The organism is Candidatus Amarolinea aalborgensis (assembly GCF_900491745.1).
Classification (GTDB): domain Bacteria; phylum Chloroflexota; class Anaerolineae; order SSC4; family Amarolineaceae; genus Amarolinea; species Amarolinea aalborgensis.
Genome location: NZ_UETR01000013.1, coordinates 1 through 25,076, shown reverse-complemented (window position 1 = coordinate 25,076; position 25,076 = coordinate 1). Strand labels below are relative to the sequence as shown.

Genomic DNA, 25,076 nt, shown 5'->3' with positions numbered 1-25,076 from the left:
ATTGGCCTGGCGCCCCCGCTCCCTCCGATTTCGTCGCTTGCCTCGGTCCTGTGCTACAATCCCTGCCATCATGACCACGCCATTCGTTCGCCAACTGACCTTCGATGAGCTGATCCAGCCAGCCGACCACGATCGTGTGTTGGAGGCGTCCTTTCCTGAGGCGTTCGCCAACGCGCTGGCGGAGGCCGAGGCGTTCAATAAGCATCTGTTTCGCCCCAACACCTATCTGCACAAATGGTGGGCGCGGCGTTGCGGCTCTACCTTTCGCACGATCCTCAAGCAGTTCGTTAGCGATCCCCAGCGCCGTGACTATTATGCGCCTGGTGGGCTGGCGGGCAAGATCGTGCTCGACCCCATGATGGGCGGAGGCACGACGCTGCATGAGGCGCTGCGCCTCGGCGCCAGCGTGATTGGCGCGGATGTGGATCCGATTCCCATCGTCCAGGCGCGCGCCTCATTGACCCAGGCGCCGCTCCACGAGCTGCGCACGGCCTTCGACGACTTCCACAATGACCTTTACCGGCTGATCGGTTCATATTTTCAGACCGAATGTCCGCAGTGCGCACAGACCGTAGATTCCCAGTTTACCCTGTACGGCCTGCGCAAACGGTGCGCGTGCGGCGACGCGGTCCAGGTTGACCAATTCGACCTGCGCCATGAGGCCGGGCGTGTCATTCGCATCTGGCCGGAGACATGGGCCATTGGCGATGCTGCTCAGCCGCCGCCAGCCGGCGTGGTCAGTTCGCGGCGCCTCATCACCAAAGCCGACACGGACTGTGTGGTGTGCGGTCAAAAATACGCCGAACGGTTCGATTTGCCGTTCTATGCACGTTACGCGCCTATCGCCATCGCGGGCCAATGCGCCCAGCACGGGCTGTTCTTCCGGTCGCCAGCGGGAAGCGATCTAACCCGGCTGCAAGCGGCCGATAGGCTGCGCAGCCAACTCGATTTTAGCCCGCTGTGTGATTTCGACATCATTGCCGGTCCAAAATCTGGCGACCTGCTGACACGCCAGGTTCATTCCTACCTCGACCTCTTCTCATCGCGCCAGTTGCTTTACCTGAATCATGCCATTCGACTACTGCAGGGTTATCGAGGCGCCGTCAAACTCAATTTGGCCTTGTTGGTCTCGACGTCGCTCGAGTTCAACGCGATGCTGTGCGGTTACAAAGGTTGGTTCAAGAACCGGCCGGGCGCGATTCGCCATGTCTTTGGTCTGCACGCGTACGTGTTTCAGTACACAGTGGCCGAAAACAATCCCGTCAACAGGCGGCGATCATCGGGTAATCTGCAAGCGCTCTTCCGTGACCGCGTCGAACGGGGGCGTCAATGGGCGCTGGCGCCTGTTGAACGCAAACTGGGCGCGGACGGCCAATGGCAGCAGGTCAAAATTGCGGGTGAAGTGGACGGCGGCATCGAAGTGGCCGATGAGGCATCGCTGCAGAACCGCGAACAGTCATTTTGGCTGATCCACGGCGACTCACGCCGTCTGCCGGTAGGGGATCATGCGGTAGACCTGGTTGTCACCGATCCGCCCTACTACGACAGCGTCCAGTACAGCGACCTGGCGACGTTCTTTCGTGTCTGGCTGGCGCGCCTGCTGCCAACCGAAGCCAATTGGAGCTATGATCTGGCCCATAGCGCGGTGGCGTCAACAGCCGCCAACGGGGACACCAGTTTTATGGCGATCCTGGGCGGCATCTTACGCGAGTGCGCCCGTACGCTCAAACCAGACGCCGGCCGCCTGGTTTTCACCTTCCACCACTGGGATCCTAACGCGTGGGCTGAGTTGACGCTGGCCCTGCGCCAGGCCGGATTCAGATTGGTCAACGCGCACGTGGTCTTTTCTGAAAACCCAATTTCCGCGCACATTGCCAATCTCAACGCGCTCAAGCACGACACCGTGCTGATGTTTGCGCTGCGCGCAGATCACGCACCAGCACGCTGGCCGCCTCTGACTCAGATAGACAGCCAAGACAGCGAAACGTTCTGCCGCGGCTGCAGTGCCTCCATGGGTTGGCTGTTGGAACAGGACTGGCCGCCCGAACAAATACGAGCGACGTGGAGACAGCTTATTCCTAAGAGGAAGTAAATGCCAAGTAACAACCGTCCAGCGGAGATATTTGGGTATCCGATTGACAACACATCAAGCGATGCGCAACAATGCCGGCAGCGTTTCTGGTGTCCATTTGTAGATCGTGCCTGCAATAAGACAAGTCGTCTCTTGGATTACCCATTTGGGGTGTGCTCGGTGCAGCATCGCGACAGTGTGCGGACGACCTGTCCACGCCGGTTTGAAGAAGGTGGCACACTGGGTGGAATACCGCGGGTCATCGAGGACATTGCGCGTCATTACTTTGGAGATCTCAACAACGTAATCTTGTTCGCCGAGGTAGAGTTGCCGAATGTCGGCACGATTGACTATGTGCTCGTTCGACACAAGCCAATGAAAGCTGAAGTAGATGATTTTGTGCTCGTTGAGTTTCAGACAGACTCGACGACGAGCACCGGCGCCATTGTACAAGCACTTCGCGATTTCATGGCAGGGCAAGACATCGCCCGGCGAACATACGCCTTTGGAATGAACACGTACGATACGATCAAACGTGCCGTGACTCAACTATTGAACAAAGGCATTGTGTACGAAGCCTGGAAGGTCACCTGTTATTGGGTCATCCAGGAATATATTTACACCAACTTGGTGCACCGCTACGGCTTACGGCCCGACGGCTATGTGCCCGATCACGCCTCACGTTTTGCGCTGTATGATCTGGTCCCTGAGAGTGGGCGCTTGGCATTAAAACCAACTCGTTTTGTCTCGACCACAGTGGACGAATTGTTCTACGCCATGCGCCATAATCCAGGGTTGCCGGAGAAACAAGCCTTCGTCAATACCTTGAACGCCCGGTTGCAGGCTCGCTTGAAACTGAATTTCAGCTAATCGCAAGACGCAGACATCGGTTGCGCGCAGTTCGACGTAACGGTCGTTTGCGAAATTTGCGCGCGCAGCAGCCGCCGGCTCGCAAACCCAATTATCACGGTACGCGCACCGCCATCGTCGCGGTAGCCTGCGCTGTGGGCATGATGATGATCTCGTTGATGTTGACGTGCGCGGGCCGTGTGGCGCAGTAGACGACGGCGTCCGCGACGTCGTCGGGGGTCAAGGGCGTCAGCCCCTGGTAAACTTTGGCCGCACGGACCTCGTCGCCGTGGAAGCGCACCTGGCTGAACTCGGTTTCCACCATACCGGGGTCCACCGTGCTCACGCGCACATCCGTGCCGAGCAGGTCCATGCGCATGCCCTGCGTCAGCGCCGCGACCGCGTGTTTGGTCGCGCTGTAGACATTCCCGCTCGGATAGACCTGGTGCCCGGCGATGGAACCGATGTTGATGACGTGCCCACGGCGGCGCGCGACCATGCCCGGAATCACGGCCCGGCTGACGTAAAGCAAGCCTTTGACATTGGTGTCAATCATCTCTTCCCAATCGGCCAGCTTGCCTTCGTGCAGCTTGTCCAGCCCACGGCTCAGCCCCGCGTTATTGACCAAAATGTCGATCGCGGCCCAGGCCGCGGGCAGGCTGTTGATGGCGGCCTCGACGGCCGGCTGGTCACGCACATCCAGTAGCAGCGTGCGCACTTCGACGCCGTGCTGGGCGTAGAGCTCAGCGGCCAGCTTTTCCAGGCGCTCGAGGCGCCGCGCGGCCAGCAGCAGGCGCGCATCAAGGCTGGCGAAGGCGTGCGCGCACGCCGCGCCGATGCCGCTGCTGGCGCCGGTAATGAGAACGGTTTTGCCGTTGAGTGAATGCATGATGGGCCTCCTATGAGGAATGGTGATTGCATTGACGACCGATTATAGGCCAGACCCGGCAAATCCAAAAACCGCCTGGGCCGGCGTTGCGGCTGAAACCACAGGCAATCTCAAACTCGGCACGTACCTGACCACAAGGAACGCATAGAACACAAAGAAACGGCTGAAGATCCGCGGATTGGCGGGGTCTTTGTCCTCTTTGCGTTCCATGTGGTAGCAAAATCGCTCGAATTTGAAATTGCTGTGAAACCACAAAATCGGTTGACTTACGCAACCTGATTGGCTATAATCACGCGGGCGATTCGCTTACGCAAACGCCGAAGTCTCCGAACGATTCCCACCTAACGTGCTGTGATCTTTTCGCAGGAGAAACTCACGATGACTAAGAAAGCATTGCTGATCGGGTTGAACGAATACAGCGACGGCAAGAACAGCCTGCGCGGCTGTGTCAACGATGTCGAGCAGGTCAAGGGCTTGCTCAAAACGTACTATGGATTCAGCGACGACGCCATCAAGCTGTTGGTCAACAGCCAGGCCACCAAGGCTGGCATCCAAGCAGGACTGGATTGGTTGACTACGGGCAGCCAGGCGGGCGATGTCCTGATCTTCCACTATTCCGGCCACGGCAGCCAGGTGGCCGACAATGGCAATGACGAATTGGACGGCGCGGATGAAATCATCATCCCCTACGACCACGACTGGAACAACCCCTTGCGCGACGATGACCTCAAGGCGGCCTTCGATCGCATTGGGCCTGGCGTCAGCCTGACCGTCATGATGGACTGCTGCCATTCGGGCACGGGCAACCGCCCTGTACCCCCCGCGGACGCCGACACGACCAGGCTGCCGATATCGCGCTATCTTGCTCCGCCGGACGTAGTGACAGCTGCAATCAAGTTTCTTGCAAACCTGAGGAACCTGTTCCGCCCGCGCACCAATCGCTTCCAGGTAGTCAAGACCGCGGAGAACAACGTGCTCGTGGCGGCCTGTCGCGATGACCAGACTTCGGCCGATGCCTACATTGCCAACGACTATCACGGCGCATTCACCTGGTGCCTGGCCGAGGCCATCCAGGCAACCGGAGGTCGTCTCACTTACCGCGAACTGGCGCAGCGCATCGGGGTTAGCGGACAGGCCTATGCACAGCAGCCGCAGCTGGAATGTCAGCCCGCACTGCTGGATCGGCAGGTCTTCTCGCCGGCCGCGTAAGTCAACACACAGACGCAGCCGGGCTGGCTCCAGGACGGTGAACAGCCGGCCCGGTTGCGTCTGCTACGAACCGGCGCGATCGCGCCACCAAGCCTGCAAATCGCGCATGCCACGCGCGTCCAGCTTGTGGCCGCTGTCATACTCATGGTAGGCCAATTCCGCGCCCAGCGTGCGCAGGATGGCCGCGCACGCGTGCGCCTGGGTCAACGGAATGAGCGGATCGCGGCGCCCAACCGCCATGAACACCGGCAGACCGGCCAACGGCGCGGACAGCTCATCCGCCACGCCGCCCGGCATGAATCCCACGAGCGCGGCGATGCCGTGCACCAGGCCCGGGTGACGCAGAGCCACGGCAAACGCCGCCGCGGCCCCCTGGCTGAATCCCATCACAAATAGACGCGTGACATCGGCCCCGTAACGCCCTGGCAAGGTGTGGACAAAACGCACGATGGCGCTGGCCGCCTCGCTAAAGAACGACAGCGGCGGCCACTCATCCGGCTTGCGCGGGTGCCAGGCAAAGCCCCCGGCCGGGTCCGGCTGGATGGCGCGCGGCGCGACGATCAGCCAGTCCGCGGGCAGCGCGCGGGCAAAGACCCACATCACATTTTCATCACCGCTGCGGCCGTGCAGCATCAGCGCCGTGGGATGAGGGCCAGGCCCGGCCGGCCGCGCCACGCGGTGGGTCAGATCACCCGCATCGGCTGCCAGCACTAACTGCGTCTCACGTTCTCCGCTCATCGTCATCGTCCTATCCTGCAGCGCCGAACTCGTGCGGCGCATTTTCCGTCAGCGCACAGTATAGCACAGCGGCCAGCATTGGCGAACGGGCATGAAATGCAGGGTGCATTTCAAACTGGGGGTGGGTCGGGCGATTGAAATCGCTGCAACCAGTGCCAAGCCCAACCTTCATGGGCTACGCTGTGAAACTGAAATGCGCCGGCTATGAGATGCAAGCCCCTCCCGGGCTGTCAGGCCCGATAGGGCCTTCCACCTCGTAGCCCGATCCGTTCACGGTCGGGCGGGGTTGGTTGCGCGCCGGCCATGCGGCCACCAACCCCGCCGGAGGCCAAAGGCCATCCGGCTACGAGGTGCAAGCCCCTCCGGGGCTACGCCCGCAACTTGAAATGCACCCGAAATGCAGCGTCAACTGAGCAACATTTGGACTGGCGAGTGAACAACTATCCGTGCGATCATGGAGGCACGTAAGGATGTGATCTACGTTGAGGAGGTAACCGCATGACCGCTTCTGCTGCCGCGTTGCCGCGCGGCCGTCGTCAAGAGACGCAACTGATGCTCGGCGGCCCGGCCGCGCTGGCGGAAAGCGCCTGGATGGGGACCGTGATGGCGTCCGACGTGCTGGAGCCATTGCGCACTGCGCCAGCTGCAGCCCCGCGTGGGCAGGTGGTGCTGCCGCGTTTGCCGCGGCTGCAACTGCGGGGGCTGCTGACACGCGAGTTTTCCATTGCCGAAGCCAGCTTCATCCTCATGGCTTCTTTCTTCTTCTCGGCCATGCTCGGCGCCATCCGGCAGGTGATGTTCAACGCGCAATTTGGCGTCAGCCTGGAGGCCAACGCCTATTACGCAGCCTTCCGCCTGCCCGACACCCTGTTCAGCCTGATTGCCGGCGGCGCGCTCTCCAGCGCCATGATTCCGGTGCTGCTCAACACGGTGCGCGAGGACGGTCCTGCATCTGGCGGCCGTTTCATCAACCTGGTGTTGACCGCGCTGATGTCCTTTTTTGCGCTTATCGTCCTGGCCGGCGAGATTTTTGCCCCGGCGTTTGTGCGCAGCGTGCTGGCGCCCGGCTTCGATGCTGAAACGAGCCGCCTCGCCATCAGCCTGACGCGCATCATGCTCCTGCAGCCGGTCATCCTGACGCTAAGCGCCGTCGCCACGGCGGTGCTCAACAGCCGCAATCAGTTCCTGCTAACCGCGCTGTCGGTCGTCAGCCACAACGTCACCCTGATCGTTGGCATCCTCGCCGCGCGCTTCGTGCCGGGGCTTGGTATTTTGGGGCCGACCATGGGCGTCGTCGCGGGCGCGGTGCTGCAGACGATCATTCTGTGGCCTGGCTTGCGCGGGTCCGCCGCCAGCCTGCGCCCGACGTGGAATTTCGCTGATGCGCGCCTGCGCGAGCTGGCGCGCCTGTTGATTCCCAACGGCCTGTCGGTCAGTGTCAACTACGCCGGCTTCATCCTGGACACCGCGTTTGCGACGCAGGCGGCCAATGCCGCGGCGCTGGCCGCGATCTATAACGCCTGGCTGTTGGTCGGTCTGCCGATCGCGCTGCTAGGGCAGGCGGTAGGACAGGCAGCCTTCCCGCGCCTGGCGGCTCATGCCGAAGCCGCAGCCTGGCGTGAGATGCGCGCCACGTTGCTGCGCTCCCTGGGCGCGGCCGTCGCCCTGGCGCTGCCCGCGCTCCTGCTCCTGATCTGGCTGGGACGCCTTGTGATTCGCCTCCTCTTCGAGCGCGGGGAGTTCACGGCCGCGGCCGGCGATGTCACCTACAGCGTGTTGGTGATCTATGCCATTGCCCTGCCGTCCTACGTCGCCACCGAGGTTATCACGCGCGGCCTCATCGCCCTGCGCGACACGCGCACCTCGCTCACCACCAACACCCTGCAGCTGCTCGGACGCGGCGTCATCCTGGGCCTCTTCGTCGCACACGTGGGTGTGCAGATCATCCCGCTCGCCTTTGCCCTGACCTCCACCGTCGAAACGTTGATCCTCGGCACGGTGCTGCTGCTCAAGTTACGCGCACGGCAGGGCGCCGGCTCGATGAGCCGCGATGCCCGGGGAGATTAAGCAATGGAATTGGGATTTCATCGAGAACATTCGAGAACATAGTTATGAGATCGGACTATTGGTCAATGAACATGCAACGATTCATCCAATACATCCGCCACCCATTGATTGAGGCTTTTGCCTTCTGCCAACGCTCTCGCCGTAATCTCTGCATGCAATGTGGGTGAAACACGAAGGTTGAATTTGCCGGAATACGCTTTCCGTGGCTCAACGCCGTCCTCCTGACACATCTCAAGGAATACTTTTAGCGAGATTTCGCCTTCTTTACGTAGACCATCAATGTCTTTGGCGTAAAAATCAGCCCCGCCATTAAGACCAATGAATTCGCCGCGAAACATATCAATATCTGGGTCATATTGAACAACGGCCCGGTAACCATTGATTTCTACTATATTCATCATGGTTCGACTCCGTTTTCTTTCAACCATTTCCGAATGCTTGCAATCGCCCCTTTATCAGTATTGGGAGAAGGATGCGGCCGGTGAAAAACTCGTCTTTCTCCAAACAAACGGACACCTACACGCGAACCCTCGCGCTCGCTGATGTCCGCGCCAAGCTCGGCAAACAGAGCTTCGATATCCGCCCAGTTGATATTACCGCTCGTTGGTCGGGCAAATATCAGTTCCAGTGTCTTTTGATGCTTGTGCTTCACGACTATATGGTACCATATCGTGATACTGCGTCAAGTTCAACCCGAGAATCGGTGCAGCAACCTACGTTGTGGATGATTAGAACACCTTTTGTGACAATCCTACCATTTCGTCGTCTACATCCACAGACAGATGAGGCGCCCCATCGTTCGACTGACACTGTGAGAAATGAAAAGACCAAAAGAGGCTGCTGGTGACCTGCGAGCAACTGGAATCTCTGTACGCGACCTTCCTTGACAACCTGGCCACGCGCGAGGAGCTTAAGCTCATCCATGACCACCTGACGGCCTGTCTGCGCTGCCGGTCCAGCCTGGCCTGGACGCGCCACGCCCTGTCAACCGGCTATGCCACCCCGCCCCCGCGTGGATTTCGTGAACGGCTCATGGCGCGCCTGCGTCAAGAGGCCAGCAGAGATGCCTGAACAGCAAAGGCCGTGTCATTCAGACACGGCCTTTGCTGTTCAGGATGGTTCGCCTGGGATCCAGCGCACTCAGTGACTGCCGTTCCGTTCTCCTGGCGGTGGGACGAGGGTCTCCCCGGCGCGCAGCAGCGATTCCACCATCGTTGCGCTGTGCGCCTCGGCGTACATGCGCAGCACCGGCTCGGTGCCGGACGGGCGAATGAGCAGCCAACTGTCATCCTGCAGCATGTATTTGACGCCGTCGTTGGTCAAGACCTGGGATACCACCATCCCGGCCAAGGTCGTAGGCGGAGATTGGGTCAACCGCTGCACTAGCTCGCTCTTGGTGTACGGCGGACGGCCGTTGACGGCCCTCAACTGAAAGTCATTGCGCGCGTAGTAGAACGCGCCGACTTCACGCACCAGATCGGCCAGCAGGGCCTGAAAGTCGCTGCCATGCGCGGCCACCATTTCGGCCAGCAGCATGCCCATCAACACGCCATCGCCTTCAGGAATGTGCCCCTTGATGCTGATGCCGCCAGACTCCTCGCCGCCGATGAGCACATCGTGGTTCATCATCAAGTCGCTGATGTGATTGAAGCCAACCGGCGTCTCCCGAATTTCCAGGCCATAGCTGGCCGCCAGCCGGTTCAGCATCTGGGTCGTTGACACCGTCTTGACGACCATGCCGCGCTGCTGGCGCTGCTGCAGCAGGTAGCGCAGACTGAGCGACATGATGACGTGCGGATCAATGAAACGGCCGTCGGGCGCCATGGCGCCGATGCGATCGGCGTCGCCATCGGTCGCGAGGCCTAGGCGCCAGTCGCCGCTGCGCAGCGCGTCGGCCAGCGGCTGCAGGTAACGCTCGATCGGCTCAGGATGAATGCCATTGAAGCCGGGGTTCATTTCGCCGCGCAGCTCCACGACCTCCGCGCCGGCATCGCGCAAGAATTCAGCCAGGTAGGCGCGGCCGGCGCCGTACATGGCATCCACCACCACACGCAGCTTGCCGCGGCGAATCGTCTCGAAATCCACCAGCGTCGCCAGGTGATCGCGATACGCGGGCCGTGGGTCGAAGCGCTGGATCAAGCCCTGGGCCTGCGCGTCATCGAAATCCAGGATCAACGGCTGGCGGCCTTCCTGCTCATTCTGCTGCAGGCGCGCTTCCACCAGTTTGCAGTCCGCCGGGGAGGCGGAGCCGCCATACGCGGCCTTGAACTTGATGCCGTTGTAGCGGGGCGGATTGTGACTGGCCGTAATCATGACGCCGCCCTGCGCCTGGTGCAGGACGATGGCATGTGAAATCACCGGCGTGGGCGTGTCCGCGCGGGCCAGGTCAACCTGGATGCCGTTGGCGGCCAGGACGCAGGCCACCTCGCGTGCATACCGATCGGACAAGAAACGGGTGTCAAAACCGACCACCATGCGCAGCGGGGCGACATCGGGATACTGTTGGCGGACGACATCAGCCATCGCCTGCGCCACCAGGCGCACGTTGGCAAAGGTAAAGGTGTCGCTGATGACGGCGCGCCAGCCATCGGTTCCAAAATGGATATCCATACTTCCTCCGGGGATCCTCTCCCCTCACGTCAGGGTTTGGGCATTGTACCACGGTTGGCCGCGGGCGCCAAAGGCGGTTTGCGGAAAAATCCGATGAGGCCGCTGCGCAGCGCGGCCAGGGCCGGGCGCGCCAGCAAACGACTGTAGCGTAGAGCCAACGCGTAACTCCAGGGCACAAAGGCAAAATAGCCGGCCGTCTCATCCACGGTGTAGAGCGCCTCGGTCTCGAATCCGCTGGCGGCGAACGCGGCGCCTAGCTGTGCGCGCGTGTTGCAGCGGAACAGGGTGGGAAAGACGCTGCCTGCACGCGTGCCCAGGCCGCGATGCACGGCGACATGGGCGGCATGCGGCAGAACGGCCGCAGCCAGGGTGGAAGGGCCGAAGAGATTAGGCGTTTTGACCACGCACAGGCCGCCGGGCTTGAGCACGCGCCAGAATTCGGCAAACGTGCGCGCCGGCCGCGCCAGGTGCTCCACCACGTCGTAGCAAAGGACAACGTCGAAATGCGCCGCGGCGTAGGGAATGGCGTCCAGAGAGCCGATGGCGTACTGGCCTGCGGGCAGCGGATCGGGGCGAAAGAGGTCGAGGCCGGTCACCTCAATGTCAGCCAGGTGCCGGCGCAAAAGCCAGGTGCCCGGCCCGCTGCCGGCGTCGAGCACGGCCGCGCCCGGGGTCAAGGCCGCGGCCAGCCGCTGGCGCATTTCGCCGTAGGCGCGCTCGGTGTACGCCGGATAGACGGTCTGCTCAATGTCGTGCTGTTCTTGCCAGGTGAGCATGTTATCTTGATCCCTTCTTGGCCCGCAGCATGTCGCCGATTAGTTCGGCAATACGCTCGACGCGCGCGTCCCAGGTCTGCTGCGCGGCAAACGCACGCCGGGCCGCGACGGCAGCCTGATCGTCGCCGCGGCTCAGCGCCAACCGAATGAAGGCGCTCATCTCGGCCGCATCATGCGCCACGCTGACCAGCGGCGCTAATTCGCGGCTCTCTGTCACCGCGGGGATGGCGGCGCTGACGATGGGCCGGCCAACAGCCAGGTATTCGTACAGCTTCAGGGGGCTGATGTGGTGCGTCCAGGCGTTGATCTTGTACGGCATGAGACACAGGTCACACGCGGCGATGGCGTGCGGCACCTGGGTCACCGGCAGCGCGCCGATGAAATGCACGTTGGGCTGGCTGCGCAGGGCGGCCAGGTCATCCAGGTTGTAACGCAGCGTGACCGGGCCGACGAGCACGATCTGCCAGGCGCGGTTCGCGGCCGCCAGCGCGCTGAGCAGGCGCAGATCCACCTTCTCGTTGATCGCGCCGACGAAGCCCAGGCGCGGATGCGGCACGCTGGCGAGCGCGGCTGGTTCCTGCGGCTGCGCCAACGCCGCGGCAAAGGCGGCAAAATCCACACCGTTGGGCACCAGGTGCGTGTTCGGCTGCAACGCCCGCTTGCTTGCCAGCAGCGGCTCGGACGTGACCAGCGCCAGGTCTGCACGGCGCAGGATGGCCTGCTCCAGCGCCCGCACGCGGCCTGGCCGGTTGGCGGCCTGATCGGCCTGGTATTCCAGCTCGTACGCGGCGTATTCATCCACCGCGTGATAGATCAGCATCTGCTCGCCGCATTGGCCGATCACGTCGCCCTGGTCAGGCCGAAACAGCCACAGGATGGGAGGCTGGTCGCCGCCCAGGCGGCGCACGGCCGCCCGCAGGGTGCGCGTCCGCCCCCAGGCGGTGAGTTGGCGCAGCGGCGTGCGTCCGCTCAACGGCAGCCACAGGGGATCGCGGTAGACAAAGAGGCCATCCTGGATGTGCTGGGGCTGCGGCCAGGCCAGGGTGTGTTCCCCCAGGCGCCGCGTCCGCAGGGCGTGCACGGCGTCGCTGAGATAGGGCCGCGGCTCCACCCACAGCACCTGGTTGTGGCGCGCAAAGCGCGTTAACAGCTGGTGGCGGTTGCGCCACAGCCCACTCCAGCGTTCCGGCGCGAAACAAACAAAGGTTTGACCGCTGAGCATCGGTTCCCTCACCGCCGCGCCTGGTAGGCGGCCAGGTGCGCCTGCGCCAGGGTGGGCCAGGCCAGCGTCTGCGCATAGGCCAGGCAGGCAGCCTGCGCGGCCGCGTGGTTCACCTGACACACCACGCGCAAGGCCCGCGCCAGGTCGTCTACGCTGTCCGGCTCGAAGAGGAGGCCACGCCCGTCCGCAGCCAGTTCGGGAAAAGGCCCCAGGCGCGGCGCCACGATAGGGCAGCCGAAGGAAAGGGCCAGCAAGGCCGCGCCGGACGTCGTCACGGCCCGGTAGGGGAGCAGACAGGCATCGCTGGCCTGGAAAAAGAACTGCAGCTCGTCATCTGGCGCGTGACGCAAGAGCAAGCGCACGCGTACGTCGCGGTCAGCCAGGGCTGCGATGGCGGCGGCGTAGTCCGGGCGATGGGCATGGCCGGCCACGAGCAAGCGCGCCTGCGGATCGTCCACTGTGCGGAAGGCATCCAGCAGCAGTTCCAGCCCTTTGTAGGGCCGCACGCCGCCGAGAAAGAGGTAGACCACGCCCGCGTCGCTCAGCCCCAGCCGGGCGCGCGCGGCGGCGCGATCGGTGGTGTTAGGGTAAGCGCCGATGTAGGTGCCATGCGGAACGATGTAGACTTTGGACGCCCAGGGGGCCAAAGCGCGCGCAGTGACGGCATCGTGGACGTGCAGCGCAGTGGCCAGGCGAAACAGCGCGCGGTTGCCCCAGTCGTTGAGCCGCGGGGTACGGCGCTCGTGCTGCGCCAGGTTGTGGACGGTGTAAACTACCTTGATTCCCCACACCCGGGCCGCGGCCAGGGTCAGCAGGATCATGCCCAGGCGCCAGGCGCTGACGATGGGGCGAGGCGATGCGTATAGCAGTTCGAGCCAGTGCAGGTGAATGACATCCAGCCCGCGCCGACGATTGACCAGCAGGCTGGGCAGGGAAAGGCCGCTGACCAGGCGCACGCTGGCCCCCGCAGCTTGCAGACCATCCGCCAACAGCCGTACGTAGGGGTTGAGTTGGACATTCGACACGAGAAGGATGCGGTCGTTCATGCGGTGCGCCAACGTCTCCACAGGCCCAGGGCTTCTGCGATTCCCTGCTGCAACAGGGCGCGTAATTCGGCATCAGTCGCCAGGATCAAACCGGCGTAGAGACCTACCCCGACGGCGCCGCTGAAAAGCAGCGAAATGATCGTCGCTTCGCCGAAGATGAGCGTGCGCAGGCCAAACGCGACAGCCGCGCTGACGATGGCAAAAGCCAGCATGGGCAGCAGCAAGCGGCCATACATACGCAGGGAGGCGCCAATCACCTTGTTGCACAGCCAGGCTGAGATGAACCAATCTACCACGGCCACGATGGCCGACAACGCGCTGACCCCGACCGCGCCCCCATAGTAAACTGCGGGGTAAAGGAAAATAAGCATGGTCGCCAGGCGCCAGATGGCGATGTAGGTCAGCCACTGCGGCTTGCCGCCCCCCTTGAAGACATTGCCCATGTTGGCGGCCACCGAGCGGCAGAGGCCGTAGACCGCCAGCAGCTGGATTGGGAGCACGGCATCGCCCCACTTGACCGGGTCAAGCACATGAATGAAATCCGCGGCAAAGAACATGGTCAAGATCGCGACCGGCACCGACAGCAGCGAAACGTAGCGCACGGTGCGGAAAAAGGTCAACCGGAAGTAGGGCAAATCGTCCTGCATGCGCGCGAAGGCCGGGAACATGACCTGGTTGACCAGCGCGGTGATCTGGGTGGCGGGGAGGTTCGAGAGCAGATAGGCGGTGCCGTAGACGCCGAGCGCGGCCATGCCGGCCACGCGGCCGACAAAGGCATCATCCACGTTGGTAATGGCAAAGATGAGAATCTGGCTGACCACCAGGTGCATGCCGTAGTTGAACATCTCGCGGGCAATGCGCGTGTTGAAGCGAAACGCCGGGCGATAGGGTACGACCAGCCAGACCAGGATGACGCCCAAGACTGCTTCCAGGATTTTGCCCCACACCAACGCCCATACGCCGTAGCCCAGCGCGCCCAGAATAATCGCCAGCGCGCCGTAACCCACGGTAGGAATGACATCGGGTATGACTTTGCGCTTGAAATCAAGCTCTTTGGCCAGAAGCACAAAATGGACGGTGCCGGGAGAACGAATGAGCAACGTAAATGCCAGCACCTGCACCACCGGCGTGATGCGCGGGTCTTTGAAGAAGACGGCGATGAAGGGCGCGCCGAAGTAGGCAATGGCCGCGTAGATGACCGAGGTCAGGTTGGTGATCCAGAACGTGACGTCAGAGGCTTCGGCAATGTCCTGCTTGCGGTAGATCAGCGCGGAGCTGAAGCCAAACTCGCGCAGGAGCTGCAGCGATTCCAGGGCCAGGAACGCGGTCTGGGCAATGCCGAAGTCCGCCGGGATGAGCAGCTTGAGCAGGATGATTTTGGACAAAAAAGAAAGGACGCGGGAGGCCATCGTCGAGATGAACACCCAAAAAATGCCCGATGCGATTTTGCGATCAAATGACATGCAGAAAATCCTCAAACTCAGAACTGCGCACAAAAAAGAGCAGGGCCGTGTGGACCCTGCTCCGTTTCGAGAGCCATCCGTCGGAATCGAACCGACAACCTAGCGCTTACGAAGCGCTTGCTCTGCCGATTGAGCTAGGATGGCATCGGCCTGCTGTTGATCCGCACACACCGGCAGACCCTGATCAGGCCAGGCATCGTGCGGCGGATAAACGTCTCAACGGACAAACCGATTATACCAAAGGTCAGCACGCTTGCCAAATGACTTGCGGGTGCGCTGCGAATGCGGGCCGGCGAGACGTCTGGTCAGCGCGCAGAGCGGCCCGCCGGCGGCTCCAACCAGCGCGCCGCCTGTTCTGGCAGGATCGAAAGGGGGCCTTTGGCTACGGTGCAGGTGGGCAGGGATTCGAGAAACTGCTGCCCATACTGCTTGCTCAACACGCGGCGATCGAGAATGACGCAAACGCCGCGGTCGCTTTGGCTGCGGATCAGGCGACCAAAGCCCTGGCTGAAGCGCAGAATAGCATCGGGCACCGCGTAGTTGAGAAACGGCTCTTCGATGGCCTCGCTGCGCGCGGCGAAGATGGGATCGTTGGGAACGGCAAATGGCAAGCGCGTGATGACCAGGCAGCTCAAGGCTTCCCCCATGATGTCCACGCCCTCCCAGAAGCTGCGCGTGCCCAGAAGCACGGCGCGTTCGGTGTTTTTGAAATTCTCCATCAACTGCCGCCGTGACGTACCGCCGCCCTGTTCGAACACCACGATGTCGCTCAACGCCAGCAGAGGCGCTACGGCATCACGCGTGCGCTTGAGCTGGCTATAGGCGGTGAACAACACGAGCATACGCCCTTTGGTGGCGCGGCCAATCTCGACAATCGCCCGCTCGACGGCGGCCTGGTAGCCAGGCGCATTGGGATCGGGGATGTCGGTGGGGAGACAGAGAAGGGTGGACGCCTGGTAGTCGAACGGTGAGCCGACAGCCAGGGTGTGCACATCCCAGGCGTGCAGGCGTTCCACCAGGTAGTCAAAGGAACCGGCCGTGCGCAGCGTGGCTGAGGTCATGATGACCGATGCCTTGTCGCGCAACAAGTACTGCTCGACCAGCCCGCCCACCTGCAGCGGCGCCGCGCGTAAGGAGAGGCGAAAAAGCGGATCTGCATCGGCGCGCTCGCTTTCGGCGGCCAGTTCCAACCAGTAGATGCCATTTTGATCTGGCTGTGCAATCAACGCGGAGACCTGTTCGTCTATCTCGCGCAGATGATGGGCGGCGCTGGTAAGTTCAGCCGCCAGCGTGTCGAAGTCGGCCGGGCTTTCTTGCGCCAGGATGACCAGCGCCTGTCGTAGATGTTCGATCTGCTCGCGCAGTTGGCGCCAGGGGAGCGCCAGGTCATCCCATTGAATCTCGACGCGATCCCACAGCGGTTGCGCGCGGGCGCTCGAAGTCAAGCGAACGCGCTGGTCGTAGGCGGTGTTACCCTGCGACTGTTCCGCCACAAAAGCCAGCAGTGTGCGTAGGAAATCGGGCAGGCGTTGACGGCAGATGGCGACTGCCTCCTGGCCGCGCTGCAGCCACAGCCACAGCTGGCTGAGATTGCCGAAGGCTACGCCACTGACCTGGTCGCGCACAGCGATGAGCAAACCGCCCCCACGTCCGCCGCCGGCCGGATACAGTTCATTCAACAGGGTGAGAAACGACACGGCTGTCACCTGGAAACCCATCTGCTGGGTGATGGCAGCCTCAAGGTGGTGCGCCTCGTCTATGATCAGGTGGGAATAAGCAGGCAGCAGGCGATTTTCGACCGCCATGTCGGCCAGGAGCAGCGCATGGTTGACCACGATCAGATGCGCGCTTTCGGCCTGGTTGCGCGCCTGCTGGAAGAAGCAGGGGCCGCCAGGCAGCGCCTGACATTGAGCCGCGCTGCATGAATCACGTTCGGCGCAGACGCGCGACCAGGCGGCCTGGTCTCCGGGGCTGGTAAACATCACTTCGTCACGATCACCCGTCTGCGTGTACTGCAGCCAGACGAGCAGTTTGACCAGCAGGTGGATTTCATCTTCGCTCAGCTCCCCGCGACTGCGCAGATAGTTGAAGCGCCGCGGGCAGAGGTAATTGGTGCGTCCTTTGAGCAAGGCCACGCGCGCCGGCGCCGGCAGCAGCGGCTGCAAGGCAGGGATATCCTTGCTCACCAATTGATCCTGCAGGTTGATCGTGTTCGTAGAAACAACCACGCGGGCGTCGTTCTGCACTGCGTAGTGCGCCGCAGGCAGCAGGTAGGCCAGAGACTTGCCGGTGCCGGTGCCAGCCTCTACCAAAAGATGGTGCGCCTCATTGAACGCGCGGGCCACGCCCCGCAGCATGTCCACCTGTTGGGGGCGGTGTTCATAGCCGGCGAAGGCAGAGGCCAGCTGGCCGTTGGGCGCCAACATCGCCGCCAGCGCCTCGATATTCAACGCTGCGGGCACGCGACGTGGGTGCAGCGGTGCATCGCCGCTGGCATCCGTCCAACGCAGCCGGCCCGGCGCCACCTGGGACGACGCGGCCCGCGGCGCGACCGCGGCCTGGGAAGCCATTTCGTGGAAAATGGGCCGCAGCGCCCAGGCGCTGCGGCTCGCCAGGCGGCTCATTTCGTTCAGCAGCGGCGCAGGCAGGCGGCTGCCGTACTCAACCAACGCGAGAAAGAGCTGCAGGCTGGCGCGGGCGTCATCCAGGGCGCGATGGGCTTCGGTCAGGGTGATGTTGAAGCGAGCCGCGAGCGAGGCCAGGTTGTAGCGATCCTGGCGCGGGAGCAGCACCGTCGCCAGATCAAAGGTGTCAATGGCCAGGTTGGCGCGAAACAAGTCGAACTGCGCCAGGAAGCCCAGGTCGAAGCCGATGTTGTGGCCGACAATGGGGAGATTGCCAACGAAGCGCAGGAGGGCCGGACCAACCAACGCCAGGGGCGGCGCGGAAGTCAGATCAGCATCGGTGAGACCCGTCAACTGTATGATGCCCAGGGGAAGGGGACGCCCAGGGTTGACAAGGGTTGACCATTCGTCGCTGATGCGACCATCTTGCAGTTTCACGCAGCCAATCTCAATGATCGCATCGCGTTCCGCGTCAAGACCAGTCGTCTCAAGATCGAGAGCCACGCAGGTAAAAGGCATAAAAGCTCGTTTCCAGGTTTTTGGCGCCGTGGTGGGTTGCCGCTTACAACCAATGGCTTATCCTAACCGAGATTGCTGAACGCGCCAAATCCTGGATCGCCTGCCCGCAGTTCCCAAGGTAGGCCGGTTTTTTTACCACAGAGATCACAAAGAACGCAGCGAATTTGTCCAAACTGGAACTGCTGTTGAATCCGCGTGGACTTTGGAAATCTCACGGTTATGCGCTATACTGAGCGCCATGACCAGGCGACAAAACGGTTTCAGTACAACAAATCATCGCAAAACGATGGGGGCGCGGCCACGGACGCGGGTTGGTGCCGCGACCCATTTTTTCAACGTCGCCAAGAGACACGGGGAATAGTCCCCGTGTCTCTTTCGTTTGCATAGGTACGGCAATCGCAGTAACGGCCAGCGTCACGCTGACCCTGGCTGAATCGAAGAGGAGAAGAGCCTGCATGACCAACTACATCTTTGTGACCGGCGGCGTTGTCAGCTCGTTGGGCAAAGGCGTCACCGCGGCCGCGCTGGGACGGCTGCTGAAGAGTCGCGGGGTGACGGTTTCAATCCAAAAACTGGATCCCTACCTGAACGTGGATCCGGGCACCATGTCGCCCTATCAACATGGCGAGGTTTTTGTCACCGAAGACGGCGCCGAGACCGACCTGGACCTGGGCCATTATGAACGCTTCATTGATGAGAATTTGAGCCGCGCCAGCAATGTAACCTCGGGCCAGATTTATGCAGAAGTCATCGGACGCGAGCGGCGGGGCGATTACCTCGGCGGCACCATTCAGGTGATTCCGCACGTGACGAACGAGATCAAGCGCCGCATTGCCGCGGTGGCCAAAGCGAGCGAGGCGCAGGTTGTGATTGTTGAAGTGGGCGGCACCGTGGGCGATATTGAAGGGCTGCCGTTCCTGGAAGCCATCCGCCAGATGCGCAAAGATGTGGGGCGCGACAAAACGCTGTATCTGCATGTCACCTGGATGCCTTATGTGGCTGCTTCGGGCGAACTGAAGACCAAGCCGACGCAGCACAGTGTGCGCGAACTGCGCAGCATCGGCATCCAACCCGATGTCATTGTCTGTCGCTCCGATCATCCCGTGGAAGACAGCCTGCGCGAGAAAATTGCCCTCTTTTGCGATGTGGATGTTGAAGCGGTGGTGCCGTTGGTGACGGCTGACACCGTTTACGCCGTGCCCCTGGAATTGGAGCAGTCTCGGCTGGCGCATTATGTCCTCAGCCGGCTTGGTTATTCCCAGGCTGTGGCGACCGCGGCCGAGCATGGCGACCACCTGGCAGAATGGCGCGCGTTGGTGGCGCGTGCGCGTGAGGACAAACCGATGCTCAAGATCGGCGTCGTCGGCAAGTATGTCGAGTTGGAAGATGCCTACATGAGCGTGCGCGAGGCGCTGCTACATGCGGCATGGGCGCTCGGCTACGGCGTGGAGATCACCTGGATCAGTTCGGAGGATCTGGAAAAGGGGCGCAGCGCCCACCTCCTGGAGACGGTGGACGGCATTGTGGTGCCGGGCGGCTTTGGCTATCGCGGCATCGAAGGCAAGATCGTGGCGGCGCGCTTTGCACGTCAACAGAAAGTGCCCTACCTGGGCCTGTGCCTGGGCATGCAGGTGTTGTGCATCGAATTTGCGCGCCATGTCTTCGACAGCGATGAACCGAACAGCGTGGAATTCGATCCCACCACGCGCGTCCCGGTCATTGACTTGATGCCAGACCAGCGCGCCGTGGAAGAGCTGGGCGGCACCATGCGCCTGGGCATTTATCCCTGCAACCTGGTGGCGGGCACGCGCGCAGCCGCGGCCTATCAGGTCAATACCGTGATGGAGCGCCATCGGCATCGCTTTGAATTCAACAATGCCTACCGGGCTATCCTGGAAAAGGCCGGGCTGGTCTTCAGCGGCTTGTCGCCAGACGGCCGCCTGGTGGAAATCGCGGAGCTGCGAGATCATCCCTGGATGTTGGGCAGCCAATTTCACCCTGAGTTCAAGTCAAGGCCTACTGCGCCGCGGCCGCTCTTCCTCGGTTTCATCCGCGCGGTGGAAGCGCATGTGCGCGGCCGGGCGCAGCTCGCAGAGTCAGGCGCGGTGAAACACGTGAGGGACTGATCACTGACGAGGCTGCGTGTACTCCCACCCTATGACGGCTCTCAGGCGGGAAATCCGAAGTTCGTCAATTCTGTGCTATAATATCTTAGTCTAATCATGGTCAATTGGCGCGACCCTTCTCGTTGAATTGGCCTGGAAACACAGAGGAGTGTTTTTATGTCTGGTCACAGTAAATGGGCAACGATCAAGCGCAAAAAAGGCGCAACCGACGCAAAGCGCGGCGCTTTGTTCACGAAACTGGCCCGTCAAATCACCATTGCCGCACGCGAGGGCGGGGATCCCGAATACAATTTCAAATTGCGCCTGGCCGTAGACAAAGCCAAGGCCAACGCCATGCCGCGCGACAACATCGAACGGGCGATCAAACGCGGGGCAGGCACTGACAAGGACACCTTGCTGGAGGAGCTTCTGTACGAGGGGTATGGTCCGCATGGCATCGCCGTGTTGATGCAGATCGTCACCGATAACCGCAATCGCACGATCGGCGACATCCGGCGCCTGTTCACACGCGCCAACGGCAACCTCGGTGAAGCGGGTTCTGTGGCCTGGCAGTTCGAGGCCCGTGGTCACATCATCATCGAAACGCAAGGTCAGAGCGAAGACAAGCTCTTTGAAATCGCCCTCGAAGCCGGCGCCGACGATATCCAGTTTGCAGACGGCGAAGCAGAAATCTACACCAATCCAGGCGATCTGCAGATTGTGCGCGAAGCGTTGACTCGGCAGAAACTGCACATCACAGAATCCGAACTCATCATGGTGCCTAAGACCACCATTGCCATTGAACCGGTCGAGGCAGTGCAAGTCATGCACCTCATGGAGAACCTGGAAGAATTGGACGACGTGACCAAAGTCTACTCCAACCTGGAAGTGACCGACGAGGCGCTGGCAGCGATGGAAAACGCGGTTTAGCTTCTTGCGTGGGTCACCTCGCTGGCGTGACGGACGCTGTCACTGCGGCGCGGCGACCCACGGGATGACAGAGCATCCAGATAACACGGTCGTGACATGTTAATCCTCGGAATTGATCCCGGCACCGCCATCATGGGCTACGGTTTGGTGGATAACCCTGATGATGTGCTTGAATTGGTGGCGTATGGCGCCATCACAACGACGCCTGATCAACCGATGCCGCAACGTCTGCTCTCGATTTTTCGTCAACTATCTAGCATCATTGCGCAGTTCCATCCGGAAGCAATGGCCGTTGAAGAGCTTTTCTTCAGTCGCAACGTCACCACCGCGATTGCCGTGGGCCAGGCGCGTGGTGTGGCCTTACTTGCCGCCGCCGAGGCCGCTATGCCCGTATTTGAGTACAAGCCGCAGGCCGTGAAGCAGGCCACGGTGGGCTACGGACGAGCTGACAAGTCGCAGGTGCAGCAAATGGTGCGTATGCTGTTGAACCTAGACCAAATACCGCGACCAGACGATGCGGCCGATGCCATTGCGATTGCTGTGTGTCATCATCATTCGGCGCGCTTCAACCAGTTGCTCAAACGTGGCTAGAACCAGCCAGAAGGAGAGTTGAATGGCAACGAAAGCCGCATCAGACATTGTACGCCATTGCCGCATTCTGTTGGCCGAAGATGAAGCGCCTCTGCGAAACCTGATTCGACTTTCCCTGGAGGCCCATGGCCATACCGTGTTCACCGCGGCCGACGGCGTAGACGCCTTACAAATCTTCGAAAGAACCCCGGTGGATATGGTTATCCTGGATGTGATGATGCCGCGCATGGACGGCTTTCGCATGTGCGAGGAGATTCGCAAACGTTCCGACACTCCCATTATCATCTTGACCGCGTTGGGCAGCGTTGACGATATTGTACATGGTTTTGAGTTAGGCGCGGACGATTATATCACCAAGCCATTTGCTTTCAAGGAGGTGGACGCGCGCATCCAGGCTGTTTTGCGCCGGGTCGAATGGACAGAACAAACACCGCCTGTCCAAATCATGCAAATCGGTCGCGTGACACTGGACACACGACTGCGCCAGGTCACGGTCGAGGACGCCATCGTTCACCTGACCCCCATCGAATATCAATTGCTGGCCTATCTGATCACGCGCGCCGGGCAGCCAACTTCGAAGGAGCAGTTGTTCCGCGATGTGTGGGGTTACGACGTGGCGGGTGGTACGAACCTGGTGGAAGTGGGAATTCGGCGCTTGCGTGAGAAGATCGAAGTGAATCCGTCCAAGCCCACGCATATTTTGACGGTGCGGGGAGCCGGTTACAAGTTCAACGAGCAGCCTGATCCAGGCTGACAGGCGTTTGCTGGCGGCGCCAATGAGGGCCGCCAGGATCACGCGCGACAGAAGAATCAGCAGAGACAAGAGGCCAAGAGATGATTGCTCGTTTGCATGGACAGGTCATCGCGCGTAGCAAAGACTCCATCATCGTGGACGTCGGCGGGGTTGGATATCGAGTGTTTGTACCCGCTGATGTCCTGATGAGCACGCGCACGGTTGACGAGATTACCTTGCACACGCACCTGCAAGTGCGTGAAGACAATCTGAGCCTGTTTGGCTTCACGACGGAAGAGGCGCATGACTTGTTCAACCTGCTGCTCACCGTGCCTGGCATTGGGCCAAAAGGCGCGTTGACGCTTCTGTCGGCCATGGCGCCTGATGCGATCCGGCTGGCGATCAGCCAAGAGCAGCCTGGCATCCTGGCGCGGGTGCCGGGCGTGGGCAAGAAAACCGCCGAGAAGATCGTGGTGACGCTCAAGGATCGCATCGGTGTGGTGGCCGCAACCGATGAAATGCTGGCCCTGACCGCCGCCGATGCTGAAGTAATTGATGCGTTGACCGCGCTGGGTTACAGCATTGTCGAAGCACAGCGCGCCGTGCAGGCCATTCCGCGCGACATCAGCGGCGTCGAAGAACGGCTGCGCCGCGCGCTGGCCCAGTTTGCTGGCTAAGTGTTTGACAAAAGCGACGCCCTGTGATACTATCGCCCGGCTAAGAACAATTCAGAACTGGAAACTCATCCAGAGGAGGGAAGGGACCGGCCCGTTGAACCTCCGGCAACCTGTGATTATCGCTGGTGCCAATTCCGGCAGGGAGTGTAGGCTACGCTCGCCTGAAAGATGAGAGTTGGCTCTCGCATCTTTTTGCGCCTGCTGGCCGTTGCCAGGGGCGCTTTTTATTTGGCCCCGCCACACCGGCCCAGGGTCAGATGAGCGACCGGAGTAGTCATGCGCACGATTTGGTGGAATAGCAAAAACCGCACCGTTCAGATGATTGACCAGCGCCTGCTGCCGCAGCGCCTGGAGCTGCCCGAATTCGACGATTATCGAGCCGTGGCAGAGACGATTCGCAACATGACCATCCGCGGCGCGCCGGCGATCGGCGCGGCCGGCGCGTATGGCATGGCGCTGGCTGCGTTTCAAAGCCCTGCGCTGACACGCGACAGTCTACTGATTGACCTGGAAGCCGCCAAGTCTGTGCTCGATGCCGCTCGTCCCACGGCCGTCAACCTCAGTTGGGCCACCCAACGCCTGCTTGAGCTGGCCTACCACCTGGTTCTACCCAACACCGATGACATCCGCAGCGCGCTGCTGGCCGAGGCTGAGCGCCTGGCGAACGAGGATGTTGAGATCAACCGCCGCATGGGCGCATTCGGCGCGGCGGTGATCCCGGACGGCGCCAACATTCTGCACCACTGCAACACCGGTTCTCTGGCCGCGGTGGACTTCGGCACCGCACTCGGCGTCGTACGCGCCGCCGTGGAACAGGGCAAGAAGGTGCACGTCTGGGTAGATGAGACGCGGCCGCGCCTGCAGGGTGCGCGCCTCACGGCCTGGGAGCTGATGCAAGACGGCATCCCCATGACCTTGATTGCCGACAATGCGGCCGGGCACTTGATGCGCACCGGCAAAGTGGACGTGGTTCTTTTTGGGGCTGATCGGGTGGCGGCCAACGGCGATGTGGCAAACAAAATCGGCAGCTACAAGCTGGCGGTGCTTGCCAAAGAGAACGGCATTCCCTGTTACTCCGTGGTTCCCACCTCGACGATTGATCTCAACCTGCCCTCTGGCGACCATATTCCTATCGAAGAGCGCGACGCGGATGAGATCACGCACATCGGCGGTGTGGCCGTGGCCCCAGCCAACGTCCATGTCCTGAACATCGCGTTCGATGTGACTCCCCATCGCTACCTCACCGGCATTGTCACCGAAGAGGGCATTTGTTATCCGCCTTATCTCAACAGCCTGCGCCAGGCCAAACAGGCCGCGGAAGCCCGTATCCGGCTGGGCCAGCGCAAGGCCGGCGACACGTAGGAGGAATGAGAAGGCTCATGGCTGTCGTTGTTACCGGATCCCTCGCTTATGACTACATCATGTCTTTCCCCGGGCGTTTTACCGATCATATCCTGCCCGAGCAATTGCATACGTTGAGCGTCAGCTTCCTGGTGGACTCGATGCGCCGTCAACGCGGCGGCTGTGCCGCCAACATTGCCTACAGTCTGCGCCTTTTGGGCGCACACCCCTACTTGTTCTGCACCGCAGGCCAGGATTTTGGCGATTATCAGCGCTGGCTCGAAGCCCAGGGCATTGACACCACGGGCATCGCCATCTATCCGCAGGACTACACCGCCTCCTTTTTCGTCAACACCGATCTGCAGCAGAATCAGATTGCCTCGTTCTACACGGGCGCCATGGCGCGGGCGGCGGAGCTTTCTCTGCACGCGCTGCCGCGGGCCGACGTTGACCTGGTCATCATTTCGCCTAACGACCCAACGGCCATGACCAAGTACGCCCAAGAGGCGGCGGAACTGAACATCCCTTTCATTTATGATCCCAGCCAGCAGATCATTCGCCTGTCCGGGGCCGACCTGCTGACGGGCATCCGCCATGCGCGCATCCTGACCTGCAA

22 protein-coding genes, 1 tRNA gene and 1 riboswitch are annotated in these 25,076 nt (G+C 61.5%); of the genes, 12 read left to right on the top strand and 11 right to left on the bottom strand.

Going from position 1 to position 25,076, the window contains the following annotated elements:
- Positions 1–70: 70 nt before the first annotated feature.
- Together ACPQ6D_RS15770 and ACPQ6D_RS15765 are read left to right on the top strand one after the other, a co-directional pair.
- The gene (locus ACPQ6D_RS15770; RefSeq protein WP_423225303.1) at positions 71–2,092 is read left to right on the top strand and encodes a hypothetical protein; all 2,022 of its coding nucleotides are present in this window, start codon (positions 71–73) and stop codon (positions 2,090–2,092) included.
- Positions 2,093–2,941, top strand: a complete 849-nt coding sequence (locus ACPQ6D_RS15765) for a NotI family restriction endonuclease (RefSeq protein WP_423225302.1) — start codon at positions 2,093–2,095, stop codon at positions 2,939–2,941.
- A 94-nt stretch (positions 2,942–3,035) separates the two neighbouring features.
- On the opposite strand, the gene ACPQ6D_RS15760 is transcribed toward ACPQ6D_RS15765, so the two are convergent.
- Complete coding sequence (locus ACPQ6D_RS15760; RefSeq protein WP_423225301.1) at positions 3,036–3,809, bottom strand: SDR family NAD(P)-dependent oxidoreductase; 774 nt, start codon at positions 3,807–3,809, stop codon at positions 3,036–3,038.
- Between the two features lie 378 nt (positions 3,810–4,187).
- Between ACPQ6D_RS15760 and ACPQ6D_RS15755 the strand changes: the two genes are divergently transcribed.
- Positions 4,188–5,018: a caspase family protein gene (locus ACPQ6D_RS15755; protein WP_423225300.1), complete on the top strand. Its 831-nt coding sequence runs from the start codon at positions 4,188–4,190 to the stop codon at positions 5,016–5,018.
- 63 nt (positions 5,019–5,081) lie between these two features.
- Here ACPQ6D_RS15755 and ACPQ6D_RS15750 read toward each other — a convergent pair whose 3' ends face one another.
- Positions 5,082–5,756 (bottom strand): alpha/beta hydrolase, encoded by a 675-nt coding sequence (locus ACPQ6D_RS15750; RefSeq protein ID WP_423225299.1) that lies wholly within the window; start codon positions 5,754–5,756, stop codon positions 5,082–5,084.
- A 498-nt stretch (positions 5,757–6,254) separates the two neighbouring features.
- Between ACPQ6D_RS15750 and murJ the strand changes: the two genes are divergently transcribed.
- Positions 6,255–7,823, top strand: coding sequence for a murein biosynthesis integral membrane protein MurJ (gene murJ, locus ACPQ6D_RS15745; protein ID WP_423225298.1), 1,569 nt, complete (start codon positions 6,255–6,257; stop codon positions 7,821–7,823).
- Between the two features lie 62 nt (positions 7,824–7,885).
- Here the strand turns inward: murJ and ACPQ6D_RS15740 are convergent, their stop codons facing one another.
- On the bottom strand, positions 7,886–8,224 hold the full coding sequence (locus ACPQ6D_RS15740) for a type II toxin-antitoxin system HicB family antitoxin (RefSeq protein WP_423225297.1): 339 nt from the start codon (positions 8,222–8,224) through the stop codon (positions 7,886–7,888).
- A complete protein-coding gene (locus ACPQ6D_RS15735; protein ID WP_423225296.1) occupies positions 8,221–8,475 on the bottom strand; it encodes a type II toxin-antitoxin system HicA family toxin in 255 nt (84 codons plus the stop codon). The genes ACPQ6D_RS15740 and ACPQ6D_RS15735 overlap by 4 nt, the downstream gene beginning before the upstream one ends.
- Positions 8,476–8,666: 191 nt before the next feature.
- On the opposite strand from ACPQ6D_RS15735, the gene ACPQ6D_RS15730 reads away from it, so the two are divergent.
- Complete coding sequence (locus ACPQ6D_RS15730; RefSeq protein WP_423225295.1) at positions 8,667–8,894, top strand: anti-sigma factor family protein; 228 nt, start codon at positions 8,667–8,669, stop codon at positions 8,892–8,894.
- Positions 8,895–8,963: 69 nt separating this feature from the next.
- Here the strand turns inward: ACPQ6D_RS15730 and ACPQ6D_RS15725 are convergent, their stop codons facing one another.
- The 7 genes from ACPQ6D_RS15725 to ACPQ6D_RS15695 all read right to left on the bottom strand — a co-directional run bounded on the left by ACPQ6D_RS15725 (position 8,964) and on the right by ACPQ6D_RS15695 (position 18,083).
- On the bottom strand, positions 8,964–10,433 hold the full coding sequence (locus ACPQ6D_RS15725; RefSeq protein WP_423225294.1) for a phosphoglucomutase/phosphomannomutase family protein: 1,470 nt from the start codon (positions 10,431–10,433) through the stop codon (positions 8,964–8,966).
- 29 nt (positions 10,434–10,462) lie between these two features.
- Positions 10,463–11,209 (bottom strand): class I SAM-dependent methyltransferase, encoded by a 747-nt coding sequence (locus tag ACPQ6D_RS15720; RefSeq protein WP_423225293.1) that lies wholly within the window; start codon positions 11,207–11,209, stop codon positions 10,463–10,465.
- 1 nt (position 11,210) lies between these two features.
- Complete coding sequence (locus tag ACPQ6D_RS15715) at positions 11,211–12,431, bottom strand: glycosyltransferase (protein ID WP_423225292.1); 1,221 nt, start codon at positions 12,429–12,431, stop codon at positions 11,211–11,213.
- Positions 12,432–12,439: 8 nt separating this feature from the next.
- Entirely contained in the window at positions 12,440–13,477 is a 1,038-nt protein-coding gene (locus tag ACPQ6D_RS15710) for a glycosyltransferase (protein ID WP_423225291.1), read from the bottom strand.
- On the bottom strand, positions 13,474–14,940 hold the full coding sequence (locus ACPQ6D_RS15705; RefSeq protein WP_423225290.1) for a lipopolysaccharide biosynthesis protein: 1,467 nt from the start codon (positions 14,938–14,940) through the stop codon (positions 13,474–13,476). Before ACPQ6D_RS15705 ends, ACPQ6D_RS15710 begins: the two co-directional genes overlap by 4 nt.
- A gap of 71 nt (positions 14,941–15,011) precedes the next feature.
- Positions 15,012–15,084, bottom strand: a tRNA-Thr gene (locus tag ACPQ6D_RS15700).
- Positions 15,085–15,245: 161 nt separating this feature from the next.
- The gene (locus tag ACPQ6D_RS15695) at positions 15,246–18,083 is read right to left on the bottom strand and encodes a helicase C-terminal domain-containing protein (RefSeq protein WP_423225289.1); all 2,838 of its coding nucleotides are present in this window, start codon (positions 18,081–18,083) and stop codon (positions 15,246–15,248) included.
- A gap of 455 nt (positions 18,084–18,538) precedes the next feature.
- Between ACPQ6D_RS15695 and ACPQ6D_RS15690 the strand changes: the two genes are divergently transcribed.
- The 7 genes from ACPQ6D_RS15690 to ACPQ6D_RS15660 all read left to right on the top strand — a co-directional run.
- Entirely contained in the window at positions 18,539–20,209 is a 1,671-nt protein-coding gene (locus ACPQ6D_RS15690) for a CTP synthase (RefSeq protein WP_423225288.1), read from the top strand.
- A 156-nt stretch (positions 20,210–20,365) separates the two neighbouring features.
- Positions 20,366–21,118: a YebC/PmpR family DNA-binding transcriptional regulator gene (locus ACPQ6D_RS15685; protein ID WP_423225287.1), complete on the top strand. Its 753-nt coding sequence runs from the start codon at positions 20,366–20,368 to the stop codon at positions 21,116–21,118.
- Between the two features lie 96 nt (positions 21,119–21,214).
- The gene (gene ruvC / locus ACPQ6D_RS15680) at positions 21,215–21,709 is read left to right on the top strand and encodes a crossover junction endodeoxyribonuclease RuvC (RefSeq protein ID WP_423225286.1); all 495 of its coding nucleotides are present in this window, start codon (positions 21,215–21,217) and stop codon (positions 21,707–21,709) included.
- A 22-nt stretch (positions 21,710–21,731) separates the two neighbouring features.
- A complete protein-coding gene (locus ACPQ6D_RS15675; protein ID WP_423225285.1) occupies positions 21,732–22,463 on the top strand; it encodes a response regulator in 732 nt (243 codons plus the stop codon).
- Positions 22,464–22,543: 80 nt separating this feature from the next.
- A complete protein-coding gene (ruvA, locus tag ACPQ6D_RS15670; RefSeq protein WP_423225284.1) occupies positions 22,544–23,119 on the top strand; it encodes a Holliday junction branch migration protein RuvA in 576 nt (191 codons plus the stop codon).
- 62 nt (positions 23,120–23,181) lie between these two features.
- A riboswitch (SAM riboswitch) is annotated at positions 23,182–23,294 on the top strand.
- Positions 23,295–23,395: 101 nt separating this feature from the next.
- Positions 23,396–24,481 (top strand): S-methyl-5-thioribose-1-phosphate isomerase, encoded by a 1,086-nt coding sequence (gene mtnA / locus ACPQ6D_RS15665; protein WP_423225283.1) that lies wholly within the window; start codon positions 23,396–23,398, stop codon positions 24,479–24,481.
- Positions 24,482–24,498: 17 nt separating this feature from the next.
- On the top strand, positions 24,499–25,076 hold a 578-nt coding region (locus ACPQ6D_RS15660; RefSeq protein ID WP_423225282.1), incomplete at its 3' end, for a PfkB family carbohydrate kinase.

Excerpts from the sequence above, each read along its gene's own strand:
- murJ (WP_423225298.1), top strand. The coding sequence starts at position 6,255 with ATGACCGCTTCTGCTGCCGCGTTGCCGCGCGGCCGTCGTCAAGAGACG.
- ACPQ6D_RS15765 (WP_423225302.1), top strand. The coding sequence starts at position 2,093 with ATGCCAAGTAACAACCGTCCAGCGGAGATATTTGGGTATCCGATTGAC.
- ruvA (WP_423225284.1), top strand. The coding sequence starts at position 22,544 with ATGATTGCTCGTTTGCATGGACAGGTCATCGCGCGTAGCAAAGACTCC.
- ACPQ6D_RS15760 (WP_423225301.1), bottom strand. The coding sequence starts at position 3,809 with ATGCATTCACTCAACGGCAAAACCGTTCTCATTACCGGCGCCAGCAGC.
- ACPQ6D_RS15675 (WP_423225285.1), top strand. The coding sequence starts at position 21,732 with ATGGCAACGAAAGCCGCATCAGACATTGTACGCCATTGCCGCATTCTG.
- mtnA (WP_423225283.1), top strand. The coding sequence starts at position 23,396 with ATGCGCACGATTTGGTGGAATAGCAAAAACCGCACCGTTCAGATGATT.
- ACPQ6D_RS15770 (WP_423225303.1), top strand. The coding sequence starts at position 71 with ATGACCACGCCATTCGTTCGCCAACTGACCTTCGATGAGCTGATCCAG.
- ACPQ6D_RS15755 (WP_423225300.1), top strand. The coding sequence starts at position 4,188 with ATGACTAAGAAAGCATTGCTGATCGGGTTGAACGAATACAGCGACGGC.
- ACPQ6D_RS15720 (WP_423225293.1), bottom strand. The coding sequence starts at position 11,209 with ATGCTCACCTGGCAAGAACAGCACGACATTGAGCAGACCGTCTATCCG.
- ACPQ6D_RS15715 (WP_423225292.1), bottom strand. The coding sequence starts at position 12,431 with ATGCTCAGCGGTCAAACCTTTGTTTGTTTCGCGCCGGAACGCTGGAGT.
- ACPQ6D_RS15710 (WP_423225291.1), bottom strand. The coding sequence starts at position 13,477 with ATGAACGACCGCATCCTTCTCGTGTCGAATGTCCAACTCAACCCCTAC.
- ACPQ6D_RS15740 (WP_423225297.1), bottom strand. The coding sequence starts at position 8,224 with ATGATGAATATAGTAGAAATCAATGGTTACCGGGCCGTTGTTCAATAT.
- ACPQ6D_RS15725 (WP_423225294.1), bottom strand. The coding sequence starts at position 10,433 with ATGGATATCCATTTTGGAACCGATGGCTGGCGCGCCGTCATCAGCGAC.
- ACPQ6D_RS15695 (WP_423225289.1), bottom strand. The coding sequence starts at position 18,083 with ATGCCTTTTACCTGCGTGGCTCTCGATCTTGAGACGACTGGTCTTGAC.
- ACPQ6D_RS15690 (WP_423225288.1), top strand. The coding sequence starts at position 18,539 with ATGACCAACTACATCTTTGTGACCGGCGGCGTTGTCAGCTCGTTGGGC.
- ACPQ6D_RS15750 (WP_423225299.1), bottom strand. The coding sequence starts at position 5,756 with ATGAGCGGAGAACGTGAGACGCAGTTAGTGCTGGCAGCCGATGCGGGT.
- ACPQ6D_RS15685 (WP_423225287.1), top strand. The coding sequence starts at position 20,366 with ATGTCTGGTCACAGTAAATGGGCAACGATCAAGCGCAAAAAAGGCGCA.
- ACPQ6D_RS15705 (WP_423225290.1), bottom strand. The coding sequence starts at position 14,940 with ATGTCATTTGATCGCAAAATCGCATCGGGCATTTTTTGGGTGTTCATC.
- ruvC (WP_423225286.1), top strand. The coding sequence starts at position 21,215 with ATGTTAATCCTCGGAATTGATCCCGGCACCGCCATCATGGGCTACGGT.